Origin of the sequence: Kitasatospora sp. NPDC048239 (assembly GCF_043202015.1) — a bacterium.
Classification (GTDB): domain Bacteria; phylum Actinomycetota; class Actinomycetes; order Streptomycetales; family Streptomycetaceae; genus Kitasatospora.
This window is the reverse complement of the sequence record NZ_JBICZP010000006.1, coordinates 603327-615796: the sequence shown is the minus strand read 5'-3', so window position 1 is coordinate 615796 and position 12470 is coordinate 603327. Positions and strand designations below refer to the sequence as shown.

Sequence of the window (12470 nt, the reverse complement as noted above, 5' to 3'; positions counted from 1 at the left end):
CTGCGGACCTACACGCCCTGCGGCTCCTGCACCTCCGTCGACCTCGGCGTCTCCTCGGCGCAGACCGCCGACACGAACTCCGCGAGCCGCGCCTGGGGCATCCCGCGCGCGATGTCCGCCTCGCTGATCATCCCGACGAGTTCGTGCTCCGGGTGGTTGATCACCGGCAGCCGCCGCACCCGGTGCTGCTCCATCATCCGCAGCACCTGCTCCACGTCCTCGTCCGCCTCGACCGTCATCGGCCGGCCCTGGGCCAGCTCGCCCGCCGTCACCTGCGCCGGGTCACGGCCCTCGGCGACGCACTTCAGCACGATGTCCCGGTCGGTCACGATGCCCAGCAGCTTCTGCCGCTCACCGCAGATGGGCAGTGCCCCGACGTCGCGTTCCCGCATGATCCGGGCCGCGGCGGCGAGCGTCTCGTGCTCGCCGATGCACTCCGCGCCCGGGTGCATGATGTCTCCGGCTCTGGTCATGATCGGCCTCCTGACCTGCCTGCCACTCCCGTGACTCCATCCTGGTCCGCTCCCGGGAGCGCCGCCACCGGGCATCGCCGGGACGCGCGGGCTCAGGCCGCCGCCTGCGGGGCCGCCGGGCCCGCGCCGCCGCCGTTCTGCGAGGGCTCGGGCAGCGGGTCCAGCGGCGACCGCTCCAGCAGCTCCTCCAGGGGCGGCAGTTCCAGCTGTTCCACGCCCGGCACCGGCATGTCCAGCGCACCCGGTGCCCCCTCGGCCGCCGCCACCGACGCATCCGGCGCCGACGCCGGCTGCACCCGCCGGTGGGTGTCCGTCGCGGCGTCCAGGAACCGCAGCAGCTCCACCGGGAACGGCAGCACCAGCGTCGAGTTCTTCTCCGCCGCCACCTCCACCACCGTCTGCAGCAGCCTCAGTTGGAGCGCCGCCGGGGTCGCGCTCATCACCGCCGCGGCCTCCGAGAGCCGCGCCGACGCCTGGAACTCGCCGTCCGCCGTGATGATCCGCGCCCGGCGCTCCCGCTCGGCCTCCGCCTGCCGGGACATCGAGCGCTTCATCGACTCGGGCAGCGCGACGTCCTTGATCTCCACCCGGTCGATCTCGATCCCCCAGCCCAGGGCCGGACTGTCGATCATCAGCTCCAGGCCCTGGTTGATCGGTTCGCGGTTGGCGAGCAGGTCGTCCAGCTCGCTCTTGCCGATGATCGAGCGCAGCGAGGTCTGCGCGACCTGGGAGATCGCGAAGTTGTAGTCCTGCACGTTGACCGTCGCCTTCACCGGGTCCTCCACCCGGAAGTACACCACCGCGTCCACCCGGACGGTGACGTTGTCGCGGGTGATGCCCTCCTGCGCGGGGATCGGCATCGTCACGATCTGCACGTTCACCTTGCGCAACCGGTCCGCCACCGGGAGCATCCTGACCAGCCCCGGCTCCCGGATCTGCTCGCGCACCCGGCCGAAGCGGAACACCACCCCGCGCTGGTACTGCTGGACGACCCGGACGCTCAGCCCGGCCCAGATCGCCGCCAGGACGATGGCCACCACCACCGCATCGATTATCAGCATCGCGGTCTCCTCGCGCCCAGCACCGCGCCCCGGCCGTCGCGACCCGGCCCAGCCGGGGACCGCCGGAGCAGCTGCTTCCACGCTACGCCTGCCGGAGCACCGCCGGAACGGCCGAGCCGCACGCCCTCGAAGCCCTACGATCATCCCCATGCCGCAGCCCGTCGACGAAGGCCCCGCCACCGACCCCGGCCACCCCCGCCACCCCGTCGAGGCCGCCGCCCGCGCCGACGGACTGGCCGCGCTGGACCGCGTCGTCACCGGCTGCCGCGCCTGTCCGCGGCTGGTCGAGTGGCGTGAGGAGACCGCCCGCACCAAGCGCCGCGCCTACCGGGACTGGGACTACTGGGCCCGCCCGATCCCCGGTTTCGGACCGGCCGACGCCCCGCTCGTCCTGGTCGGCCTCGCCCCCGCCGCGCACGGCGCCAACCGGACCGGCCGGATCTTCACCGGCGACCCCTCCGGGGACCTCCTCTACGCCGCGCTGTACGACCTCGGTCTGGCCAACCGCCCGGAGTCCGTCCGGTACGGCGACGGGCTGCGCCTGGACGGCGTCCGCATCACCGACCCGGTCCGCTGCGCCCCGCCCGACAACAAGCCCAGCACCGCCGAACGCGACACCTGCCGCCCGTGGATCACCCGCGAACTGGAGCTGCTGCGGCCCACCGTGCGCACCGTCGTCGCCCTCGGCGGCTTCGCCTGGCAGGCCCTGCTCCCGGCCGTCGCCGCCGCCGGCTGGCAGCTCCCCCGGCCCCGGCCGGCCTTCGGCCACGGCGCCCACGCCACCCTGCCCGCCGCCGACGGCGGCCCGCCGCTGGAGCTGTACGGCTGCTACCACGTCAGCCCGCGCAACACGAACACCGGCCGGCTCACCACCGCGATGCTCCGCGAGCTGCTGCGCACCGCGGCGCACTCGGCGGGCCTGTCGCCGCGTACCTAGGGCCTGTCCGGACCGGACCGGACCGCGAACCGTCAGCGTCAGCCGTGGAAGTGCGCGAGCGCGGGCTCCGCCGCCCGCGCCCACACCGCCGGCAGCCCCCGCCGCGCCGCGTCCGCGTCCGCCAGCTGCCGCCCGTACAGCACCCCGTACCCGAAGGGCTCCCCCGAGGGCGCGGCCTGCTCCCGCAGCGCGGCCGCCGCCACCACCGCGTCCTGGTGCTCCCCCAGCAGCTCCTGCACGGCCTTCATCCGCTCGGTGTACCGCTGCGCCGCGCGCCCGACCGCCGGCTCCGCCGTCTCCCCCGCGTACCGGGCCCGCTTCGCCGCCTTCCGCGCCTCGTGCAGGGCCGCCGCCCGCTCCGGACCGGCCCCCTGCACCGCGAGCGCGAGGCGGATCCGCTCCGCCGTCCGGCGCTGCTCGCGCGCGGCGATCCTGGACAGTTCCGGCCCCGCCGGACGCCCGGCCCGCCCGCGCAACGGCGGGTCGGCGAGCAGCGCGGCCAGCGCCTCGCCCAGTGCGTGGCGGCGCGGGCTGTCCAGTGCCGCGGCCACCTCCGGCCGGCTCCGCCGGTACTCCTCCCGCTCCCACCGCCGGAGCGCCGCGACCACCCGGTCCGGACCGCACTCCGCCGGCAGCTCCCGCGCCTGTGCGACCAGCCGCTCGCCCAGCACCTCCTGGTCGCGGGCCCGCCCGAGCTCCGCGCCCAGCCACCGCAGCTCGGCCACCAGCCCGTCCGCGGCGCCGCCGCGCAGCAGCCGCCGGTACGTCCGCAGGGCGCTGCGCAGGCGCCGGCAGGCGACCCGCATCCGGTGCACCGCGTCCGGCGCGTCCGCCCGGACGGCGTCGTCCAGCCCGGCCAGCACCCCGGCCTGCGCCCCGATCCGCTCCAGCAGAACGGCCCCCACGGTGCTCTCCGGTGCTGCCACGGGCGCTCACCCTCTCGGCTGGGCCGTCGGAACACATTCCAGGCTAGGCCCACTCGGCCCAGCCGGGCCGGCGGGTGCCGGCGGCCCTCGCGGTGCTATTCGCGGGCCAGCATCGCCTGGGCCTCGGTCTCCAGGTCGATGTACGGCTCGCCGCTGACGTCGACCGCTACCCGGTGGAGGGTGGCGCCGGTGAAGGCCCACGGGGCGGAGCCCGGGTAGAGCTCGCTGACGGCCTCGCCGCCGTCGCGGCCGACGTTGAGGCCCTCGCCGGCCAGGGTGAAGCGGCCGGGCTGGGTCTTGATGCGTCCCTCGCCGACCTTGCGGTCACCGTGGTAGAGGCTGAGGATGCCGGTGGCGACGCCGGGTGCGACCTCGCCGTCCTTGTCGAAGGAGGCGGCCAGGATGAGGTCGGTGCCGGTCGGCAGGTCCTCGGTGGCGGTGATCACCTGGTGGTCGGTGCCGAGGAAGTTGTACACGTAGTGCAGGCGTTCGTCGCGGACGAACAGGGCGTGCCCGCCGAACCGCCCGCCGTGGGCGAACAGCACGCCGGAGGCACCGGGCCCGTCGATGTCCACCAGGGCGCCGACGGAGTAGGACCGGTTGCGGATGTTGACCGCGACGGCCTCGGGGACTTCGGAACCGCCGGGCCGGTAGGTGTAGCGGTTGCGGGACGGGGTGAGCTGCGGTCGGGGGGTGGAGAGGATCTCCAGGGCCGAGCGGTCGTCCAGCGGCAGGGCCTGGTTGACGCCGGCCTCGTAGAACCACAGGCCGATCAGTTCGGTGAGGCGTTGCGGCTCCTGCCCGGCGAGGTCGTGGAGTTCGGAGCGGTCCACGTCGGTGTGGTAGAGCTCCCAGGTGTCCAGCGCGTACTCGCCCCAGCCGCTGATCGCGGGGTGGGTGGTGACGGCCTTCCACCCCTGGTGCCAGATCCCGCGGGTGCCGAGCATCGAGTAGAACTGGGTCGAGCGGGCCGACGGGACGGCGGGGGCGTCGAAGGAGTACCGCATGCTGACGCCCTGCAGGGGCGTCTGGACGTGCCCGCGGACGCTCTCGGGCAGTTCGAGGCCGATGCAGTCCAGGACGGTGGGCACGATGTCCACGGCGTGGTGGTACTGGGTGCGGACCTCGCCCCGGGAGGCGATGCCGGCCGGCCAGGAGATGATGCACGGGTCGCAGGTGCCGCCGTTGAACGAGTAGCGCTTCCACATCTTGAAGGGCGTGTTGAAGGCCATCGCCCAGCCGTTGGGGTAGTGCCCGTAGGTCTCGGTGCCGCCGATCTTGTCGATCATCGCCAGGTTGTCGTCGATGTCGTCGGCGACGTTGTTGAAGAACTTGTTCTCGTTGACCGAGCCGTTCGGGCCGCCCTCACCGGACGCGCCGTTGTCGGACACCACCACGAAGACGGTGTTGTCGAGCTGCCCGACGTCCTCCAGGTAGGCGAGCAGCCGGCCGACCTGGTCGTCGCAGTGGGACAGGAACCCGGCGTACGCCTCGGCCATCCTGGCGAACAGCCGCCGCTCGTCCGCGCTCAACTCCGCCCACGGACGGGTGAAGTCGAGCGCGGGGAAGGGCTCGCCGTGCGGCCCGCTGCGGGTCTGCGGGGTACCGATCGGGTTCAGCGGCGGCAGCTCGGTGTCGGCCGGGACGAGTCCGAGCTCCTTCTGGCGGGCCAGGATCTCCTCGCGCATCGCCTCGTAGCCGGCGTCGAAGCGGCCGCGGTACCGCTCGATCCACTCCTTCGGCGCCTGGTGCGGGGCGTGGGCGCAGCCCGGCGCGTAGTAGAGGAAGACCGGCCGCTCGGGGGCGATCGCCTTGACGTCGTCGAAGTACTGGATGGCCTTGTCGGTGATGTCGGTGCCGAAGTGGTAGCCGTCCTCGGGGCCGGCCGGCTGCTCGACGGGGTGGTTGTCGTGGACGAGGTCCGGGTACCACTGGCTGGTCTCGGCGCCGAGGAAGCCGTAGAAGCGCTCGAAGCCCCGGCCGAGCGGCCAACTGCGGCGGGTGGAGGCGAGGTTCATCTCGTCCTCCGGACACAGGTGCCACTTGCCGGTGATCGCGGTGGAGTAGCCGCGCTCGACCAGGATCTCGGCGAGGGTCGCGCATTCCGGCGGGATGTGGCTGTTGGCGTTGGGGAAGCCGATGGCCGCCTCGCTGATGCAGGCCATGCCGTTGGTGGTGTGGTTGCGTCCGGTCAGCAGGGCGGAGCGGGTCGGCGAGCAGAGTGCGGTGGTGTGCCACTGCGAGTAGCGCAGGCCCTGCTCGGCGAGGCGGTCGATGTTGGGGGTCTCGATCGGGCCGCCGTAGCAGCTCATCGCGCCGAACCCGACGTCGTCCAGTACGACGTAGACCACGTTGGGCGCGCCCTCGGGGGCCTTCGGCTGCTCGTACGCCGACCAGTCCGGCACTGAGTCACGCACGTCGAGATTGACGACACCACGAAACGTCGAGGACACGACCTGCCACCTTCTGTCGGTGGGCCCGCCTGGCGGTGGACGGGCTCTCAACCGTCCATCCTCGGCCGGATCAGGGCCGGGTGCAGGCCCGGCGCCCGCCCGGTTGGGCCGGCCGGGTGGGCCGTGCCGGAGGCCCGCCCGGGCGGGCCCGGTCACCGCAGGACGCAGCGGAAGCCCAGGTGGCAGGTCGCGGTGTCCTCGCTCTGGCTCTGCCGGGCGGCCGGCCGGTAGCGCAGGCAGTAGTTCGGGGCGCACAGGTACGAGCCGCCTTTGATCACCCGGCGGGGGAAGCGCTCCGCGGCCGTGCCGTCCTGCGGCCGGGGCGGGTCGGCGGCGGGGTTGCGCGGTGCGCAGCAGGTGCCCGGCGCGGGGTGGGGGTGCCGGTCGGTGTAGTGGTCCCGGGTCCACTCCCAGACGTTGCCGGTCATGTCGTACAGGCCGTAGCCGTTGGGCGGGTAGGTGCCCACGGGGGTGGTGCCGGGGCCGGTGTCGTGCCGGCCGGCGGGCAGGTGCTCCCAGGGGAAGCGGCCGTGCCAGGTGGTGGCCATTCGGCGCCCCTTGGGGGTGAAGTCCTGGCCCCAGGCGAAGGTCGCCCGGTCGAGGCCGCCGCGGGCGGCGTACTCCCACTCCGCTTCGGTGGGCAGGTCCTTTCCGGCCCACTGCGCGAAGGTGAGGGCGTCCTCGTAGGCGATCTGGGTCACCGGGTGGAGTTCCTGGCCGTGCCGGGTGCTGGCGGGGCCGGCCGGATGGCGCCAGTCTGCGCCCGGGACGTAGGACCACCACTGCCGCCAGTCGTCGAGGTCCACCGGCCCGGCGGTGCGGTGGAAGACCAGCGCTCCGGGCACCAGCTCCTGTGGATCGGCTCCCGGGTAGTCGGCGCCGTGCGGGGTGCGTTCGGCGACGGTGCGGTAGCCGGTGTCCTTCACGAAGCGCCGGAAGGCGGCCACCGTCACGGGGTGCCGGTCGATCCGGAACCCGTCCACCGTGACCGGGTGGACCGGCTGCTCCTCGGGGTAGAAGCCGTCGCTGCCCATCAGGAAGGTCCCGCCGTTCACCAGCTCCATCCCTCGGGTGATCGGTGCGCTGCCCGTGCTGGTCGTCATGGCACCTGACCCTGCACCAGGCCGCCGTTCCCGCCCTGGAGGACACGCGGTCGGCAGTGCCCGGGCAGCGGCTTCGGGGTGCGGCCCTTGATAGCAGGCCCTACGGCCTCAGCTGGATCGCCAGGGACATCGAGTAGCCGACCAGGGCGGCGAAGAAGCACACCGCCGTGATGTAGCGCGGGCTGAAGGGGAGCCCTGCCAGGGCGGGGTAGAGCAGGACGGCCACTCCTGCGGCGAGGTCGGCGGCGTAGAGGCCCCGGGGCGGGACGAGGCCGGTGGTGTGGGAGGCCCAGCCGGTGGCGATCAGGAAGCTGGTGAGGAGGATGAAGCCGGAGAGCAGGCCGGAGCCGATGCTGGCGAGGGTGGCGTGCGGTTCGGGCGGGATCTCGCCCGCGGGGACGGCCGGGCGCAGGCGGTGGGCGACGGCGAGGGCGGTGATGGCGACCGCGATGGCCGCGGCGGCGCTGAGCAGGGGCCCGGGGTTCATCGGCGGCTCCGGTGGTTCGGGTGGTGGTGGCCGATCGCTGCGGCGAGGGCGGCCGGGATCAGGGCGGTGAGGAGCAGTACGGCCGTCCAGACCGCCGGGTCGAGGCCGGCCGTGGCCGGGCCGACGGCGGGTGGCGGGGGTGCGACGACGACGGCGATGGTCGCGGTCGGCGGGGCGGTGGGGGTCGGGGCGGCCGTGGGGGTCTGGTCGGGGGAGGCGCTCGGCGACCGCCATGGCGTGGGCGGGGCGGCGAGTGGTTCGACGGGCTTCGCCCTCCCGGATCCGGGCGGGGGCGCGGCGGTGGTCCGCTGGGGCGTGGGGCGGGCGGTCGACGGGTCGGCCGCCGGCGGCGGGTGGGTGGGTGACGGCGAGGACGCGGGTGCGGGTGCGGGTGTGGCGGGGACCGAGGCGGGCGGCGGCGACGGAACGGCGGAGGGCGAGGCCGTCGGACTCGGGCAGTACGGCGGCGGGTGCGGCGTCGGCGGCACCGGTGGGTGGGGTGGATGCGGCACGGGCGGGAGCGGCACGGGCAGGTGGGGCGGATGCGGTGGGAGCGGTGGGAGCGGTGGGAGCAGTGGGAGCGGTGCCGACGGCGGCACCGGCGGGGTCGGCAGGCCGGTGGCATGGTCCATCGCCCGATTGTCGGATCGCCCACACCCGCCCCGGCAGTCCCTGACGGCCTTTCAGTGCGCAGCCCGGCCGCAAACCCATCGCCCCGGTGAACTCCCTGTCCCCGTCCGGCGAACGACCGATCGACGACGGGCAACCTGTTCGACCGCGAGCGGGTCGGCCCCTGCCGCGCCCTCGTGCGGGCGGTAAGCCTCGTGGCATACTCCGGGGCATGACGGCTTCCACCCACGCGACCAGGGCCCTGCGGGCCGCGGTGTTCACCGCGCTCGCCGTGCCGCTGTCCGCGCTGGGCCAGGTCGTCATCACCGGTCGCCCGCTGCCGCTCAACCTGGTGGCGGCCGCGACCGCCGCCGTCTTCCTGGTCGCGACCGCGCTGGCCGGCGGGGAGCGGCGGCTGCTGCACATCTCGGCCGTGCTGGTGCCGATCGAGCTGCTGCTCAACACCACCTTCAACCTGGGCCAGTCCGGCTGTGGTCCGCTCCTCGGGGCGGACCACGCCCCCGCGCGCGGCATGAACCTGCTGGTCTGCGGCGGCGGTTCGGTGGACGGCTCGCTGTTCTCCGGGCCGCTGGGGCACGCCGGGGCGATCGCGCCCGCGGCCACCCAGCTGCTCGTCCTGCTCGCGCACCTGGTGGTGGCGCTGGCCGCCGCCGCCTGGCTGCGGCTGGGCGACGCCGCCCTGTCGGGCCTGGCCCGCGCCCTGCGCGCCCTGCACCAGTCGCTCGCGGCCCCGCTGCGGGCGCTGCTCCTGCTGCTGGTCCCGCCGGTGGAGCGGCCGGTACTGCGGGTGCCGCTGCCGGTCCTCGACCTGCTGCTCCCGCGCCGCGAGGACGTGGTCCTCAGCCCGGCGCCCCGGCGCGGTCCGCCGGCCTTCGCGCCTGCCTGCTGAGCCCCGACCGGCCCGAACCGTCCTTGCGACGGACCCCCGGCACCGCGGCGAGCCCCGCCGCACGGCCGCTGGCAGCGCGCTCCTCCTGATCCGACCAGGCCCCTCGCGACGGCCGGCGCCCTTGCGCGCCGCGCGCCGCGCCGAGGCGGCGATCCCGCGCGCACCGCGCGCCCCGTACAGGAGTTGACCCACCCATGAGCCAGCCCAACACCCGTAAGCAGTCCCAGCGCGTCAGCGCCCGCGAGCGCATCCAGGAGGCGCAGCGCCTGGAGCAGCTGGCCGCCGGCCGCCGTCGGCGGATCGTCGTCGGCGTCTCGATCGTGGCCGTGCTCGCCCTGGCGGGCGGCACCGCGCTGGCGATCAGCGCGGCGGGCGGTGACGACAAGTCCTCGGCCGGTTCCTCGGCGGCGGCCGAGCCGACGGCCCTGGTCGTGCCTGCCAACGCCTCCGGTCCGGACGGCACCCTGGTGGTGTACGGCAAGGCCGACGCCGCGCACACCCTGCAGGTGTTCGAGGACTTCCGCTGCCCGGTCTGCAAGAACTTCGAGGCGACCAACGGCGAGTCGGTCAGGAAGCTGGCCGAGGACGGCACGGTCAAGGTCGAATACCACCTGGCCGCGTTCCTGGACAAGAACCTCGGCGGCAGGGGCTCGCGCACCGCGCTCGCGGCCGTCGGCGCCGCGCTGAACGAGGGCGTGGACAAGTTCAAGCAGTACCACGACGTGCTGTACGCCAACCAGCCGGACGAGCGCGAGGACGACTTCGGCGACGTCAACCACCTGCTGGAGCTGGCCGACAAGGTGCCCGGGCTGAAGTCGGACGCCTTCGTGAAGGCGGTCACCGAGCGGACGTACGCGCCGTGGGCGGCCAAGGTCGCGGACGCGTTCAACGACAGCGGCGTCACCGGCACTCCGACGGTGAAGCTGGACGGCAAGCCGATCACGCTGTTCAGCGGCAACCGCGCCGTGACGCCCGAGCAGTTCACCTCGCAGGTCAAGCAGGCCGCGGGCTTGTAGTGAGCACCACCGGCCCGGCCGACGTCCCGGCCGGGCCGGGCCCTTCACACCCACCGGAGTGCTCTGCCATGACCGCCCCGACCGTCGTGAACCCCTCCCGCCCCGCGGCCGCCGACGGTGCACCGTCCGGCCGTTCGCCGATCGGCGCGAGCCGGCCGTTCGCCCTGCTGCTGTTGCTCGGCGGGCTGATAGGGCTGGCCGCCTCGGCCGTCCTGACCTTCGACAAGCTCCGCATCCTGGAGAACCCGTCCTACGTCCCGAGTTGCAACATCAACCCGGTGATCAGCTGCGGTTCGGTGATGCGCACCGAACAGGCCGGGGTCTTCGGCTTCCCCAATCCGCTGCTCGGGCTGGCCTGTTTCGCGGCGCTGGCGGCGATCGGCGCGGGGCTGCTGGCCGGCGCCGCGTACCGCCGCTGGTTCTGGCTGGGGCTGCATGCGGGCACCCTGCTCGGCGTGGTCTTCGTCCACTGGCTGATCGACCAGGCGCTGTACGAGATCGGCGCGCTCTGCCCGTACTGCATGGTGGTCTGGGCCACGGTGATCCCGCTGTTCTGGTACACGACGCTGCACAACCTGCGCACCGGCGTCATCCCGGTCGGTCCGCGGCTGCGCCCGGTGGTACGGGAGGCCGCCCGCTACCACTGGGCACTGCCCGTGCTGTGGGCGGCGGTGATCGCCCTGCTGATCCTGAACCGGTTCTGGTACTACTGGAGCACCCTGCTCTGACCCTCGGGCCCGCCCCGGGCTACCCGAGGTAGCCCGGGGAGCGCAGCAGCGCGGTGCCGCCGGTCCGACGGACGTGCAGGGCCCGGGTCAGCCGGTCGGCGGCGCTGGGGTGCAGCAGCGGGGCGGCCTGCGCGGGCGGGAAGAAGCCGTAGTCGGCGACCTCGTCGGCCTGCAGGGTGAGCGGGGTGTCGGCCGGGACGGTGCCGCCGTCGAACATGAACTGGACGGCGGGGTGGGCGTTTCGGCCCTGCCGGGGGATGGGCTCGCGCCACTCGACGACGAGCAGGCGCAGCTCCGGGGCGACCAGCGCGGTCTCCTCGCGCAGTTCGCGGGCGGCGCACTCGGCGGGACCCTCGCCCGGGTCCATCGCGCCGCCGGGGAACTGCCACCGGCCCCGGTAGGTGGCCTTCAGCAGCAGGACCCGGTCGGCCGGGTCGGTGAGCAGCACGCTGCAGCCGACGTAGGCACGGACCATGCCGGCCAGCCATTCCTCCTCCGAGAGCCAGGTGTCGGTCACGGCGCCTCCTCCGCTGGTGGCCTTCTCCGGAGCGGGCCACTCTGCCGCACGGCCGTCCCGGGCCGGGGCTGTTCGTGCCCGGATCCACCCGATCGAGTGGGTACGGGCCCGGAGCTCGCCCGGCCGGACGGGACCTAACCGAAGACGGCCCGGCGGAGGGCGTTGCGCAGGTCGGTGAGGGGCTGGGTCTCGCGGCTGTAGTGGACCTTGTTGGTGAGCAGCAGCGCCCAGCGGCCGAGTCGGCGGGAGATCCAGATCCCGGTACCGGTGAAGCCGTAGTGGACGAAGGTGCCCTCGGCGGGGTCGGTGCCGGGGGCGCAGAGCCAGGACAGGCCGCGGGCCGGGGCCAGCGGGGCGGTCTGCTCGCGCAGGGACTCGGCGGTCCACGGGCCCGCCCAGGGCAGTCCGGGCGGCGGGGCGAGCAGGGCGGTGAGGAACCGCCCGAGGTCGTCGGCGGTGGAGAAGGCGCCGGCGCTGCCGCAGGCACCCCCGAGCAGGCGCGCGGACGGGTCGTGCACGACGCCGCGCAGGTGGCCGCCGGCGGCCGGCTCGTACTCGGTGGGCGCGGCGCGGGCGGTCTGCCCCTGGTCCAGCGGTCCGAACCGGGTGTCGGCCATGCCGAGGGGCCGCCAGACCTGCCGGGCGGCGAGCTCGGCGAGCGGGCCGCCGGCGAGGTGCTCGACCAGGTGGCCGAGGACGATGGCGGCGCGGTCGGTGTACTCCACGGCGCTGCCGGGCGGGCGGTGCAGCGGGGCGGCGAGCAGGCCGGCCCGGATGCCCGACGGGTCGCGGCCGTAGAGCGCCTCAAGGTTGGTGCGCAGCGGCATCCCGGCGGTGTGGGTGAGGAGTTGACGTGCCGTCACCTCGCCGACCGGTCGACCTGCGGCGGCCGGCCAGTAGCGCCCCAGCGGCTCGTCCAGGGGCAGTCGGCCGGCTTGCCACAGCGCGCCCGCGCAGGGCCATAGCGCGACGACCTTGGTGAGACTGGCGAGGTCGAACAGGGTGTCGCGGCGCATCTCGGACGACGCGTACGGGCCCTGGCCGAGGGCGCCGGAGCAGCCGCGGCCGCGGACCCCGCCGAGGTCGCCGACCGCCCAGACGGCGCCGGCCCCTACCGCGGGCAGCTCACCCCGTACCAGCCGGTCCAACACCCCGCCGGGAGCACTGATTTCGGCGAGGCCGACCGGGGCCGGGCCGCCACCCGGCCCTGCCGGTCGCCGCGACTGCCCGTCCATCCGCTCCCCCGCCCG

At 74.6% G+C, this 12470-nt stretch carries 13 protein-coding genes; 4 read left to right on the top strand and 9 right to left on the bottom strand.

The genetic code is table 11. The annotated features are described in order from the left end of the window. Positions 1-8 precede the first annotated feature (8 nt). Positions 9-473, bottom strand: coding sequence for a CBS domain-containing protein (locus tag ACGFZP_RS20020; protein WP_392934518.1), 465 nt, complete (start codon positions 471-473; stop codon positions 9-11). Positions 474-565: 92 nt separating this feature from the next. Further along, a complete protein-coding gene (locus tag ACGFZP_RS20015; RefSeq protein ID WP_392934516.1) occupies positions 566-1534 on the bottom strand; it encodes a slipin family protein in 969 nt (322 codons plus the stop codon). A gap of 148 nt (positions 1535-1682) precedes the next feature. Between ACGFZP_RS20015 and ACGFZP_RS20010 the strand changes: the two genes are divergently transcribed. Further along, entirely contained in the window at positions 1683-2471 is a 789-nt protein-coding gene (locus ACGFZP_RS20010) for a uracil-DNA glycosylase (protein ID WP_392934514.1), read from the top strand. A gap of 38 nt (positions 2472-2509) precedes the next feature. On the opposite strand, the gene ACGFZP_RS20005 is transcribed toward ACGFZP_RS20010, so the two are convergent. The 5 genes from ACGFZP_RS20005 to ACGFZP_RS19985 all read right to left on the bottom strand — a co-directional run bounded on the left by ACGFZP_RS20005 (position 2510) and on the right by ACGFZP_RS19985 (position 7928). After that, complete coding sequence (locus tag ACGFZP_RS20005; RefSeq protein WP_392934511.1) at positions 2510-3397, bottom strand: CHAD domain-containing protein; 888 nt, start codon at positions 3395-3397, stop codon at positions 2510-2512. A gap of 95 nt (positions 3398-3492) precedes the next feature. Continuing rightward, positions 3493-5814: an arylsulfatase gene (locus ACGFZP_RS20000; RefSeq protein ID WP_392934509.1), complete on the bottom strand. Its 2322-nt coding sequence runs from the start codon at positions 5812-5814 to the stop codon at positions 3493-3495. Between the two features lie 188 nt (positions 5815-6002). Then, the gene (locus ACGFZP_RS19995; protein WP_392934507.1) at positions 6003-6953 is read right to left on the bottom strand and encodes a formylglycine-generating enzyme family protein; all 951 of its coding nucleotides are present in this window, start codon (positions 6951-6953) and stop codon (positions 6003-6005) included. 100 nt (positions 6954-7053) lie between these two features. Beyond that, complete coding sequence (locus ACGFZP_RS19990; RefSeq protein ID WP_392934505.1) at positions 7054-7440, bottom strand: hypothetical protein; 387 nt, start codon at positions 7438-7440, stop codon at positions 7054-7056. Next, positions 7437-7928, bottom strand: a complete 492-nt coding sequence (locus ACGFZP_RS19985) for a hypothetical protein (RefSeq protein ID WP_392934504.1) — start codon at positions 7926-7928, stop codon at positions 7437-7439. The genes ACGFZP_RS19990 and ACGFZP_RS19985 overlap by 4 nt, the downstream gene beginning before the upstream one ends. 353 nt (positions 7929-8281) lie before the next feature. Here ACGFZP_RS19985 and ACGFZP_RS19980 point away from each other — a divergent pair, with 353 nt between their 5' ends. The 3 genes from ACGFZP_RS19980 to ACGFZP_RS19970 all read left to right on the top strand — a co-directional run bounded on the left by ACGFZP_RS19980 (position 8282) and on the right by ACGFZP_RS19970 (position 10703). Then, the gene (locus tag ACGFZP_RS19980; RefSeq protein ID WP_392934503.1) at positions 8282-8959 is read left to right on the top strand and encodes a hypothetical protein; all 678 of its coding nucleotides are present in this window, start codon (positions 8282-8284) and stop codon (positions 8957-8959) included. A gap of 194 nt (positions 8960-9153) precedes the next feature. Then, positions 9154-9975: a DsbA family protein gene (locus ACGFZP_RS19975; RefSeq protein ID WP_392934501.1), complete on the top strand. Its 822-nt coding sequence runs from the start codon at positions 9154-9156 to the stop codon at positions 9973-9975. Positions 9976-10043: 68 nt separating this feature from the next. Further along, on the top strand, positions 10044-10703 hold the full coding sequence (locus ACGFZP_RS19970) for a vitamin K epoxide reductase family protein (RefSeq protein ID WP_392934499.1): 660 nt from the start codon (positions 10044-10046) through the stop codon (positions 10701-10703). 19 nt (positions 10704-10722) lie between these two features. Here the strand turns inward: ACGFZP_RS19970 and ACGFZP_RS19965 are convergent, their stop codons facing one another. Together ACGFZP_RS19965 and ACGFZP_RS19960 are read right to left on the bottom strand one after the other, a co-directional pair. Further along, a complete protein-coding gene (locus tag ACGFZP_RS19965; RefSeq protein ID WP_392934498.1) occupies positions 10723-11220 on the bottom strand; it encodes an NUDIX domain-containing protein in 498 nt (165 codons plus the stop codon). Positions 11221-11354: 134 nt separating this feature from the next. Continuing rightward, complete coding sequence (locus ACGFZP_RS19960) at positions 11355-12455, bottom strand: serine hydrolase domain-containing protein (RefSeq protein WP_392934495.1); 1101 nt, start codon at positions 12453-12455, stop codon at positions 11355-11357. Between the last annotated feature and the right edge of the window lie 15 nt (positions 12456-12470).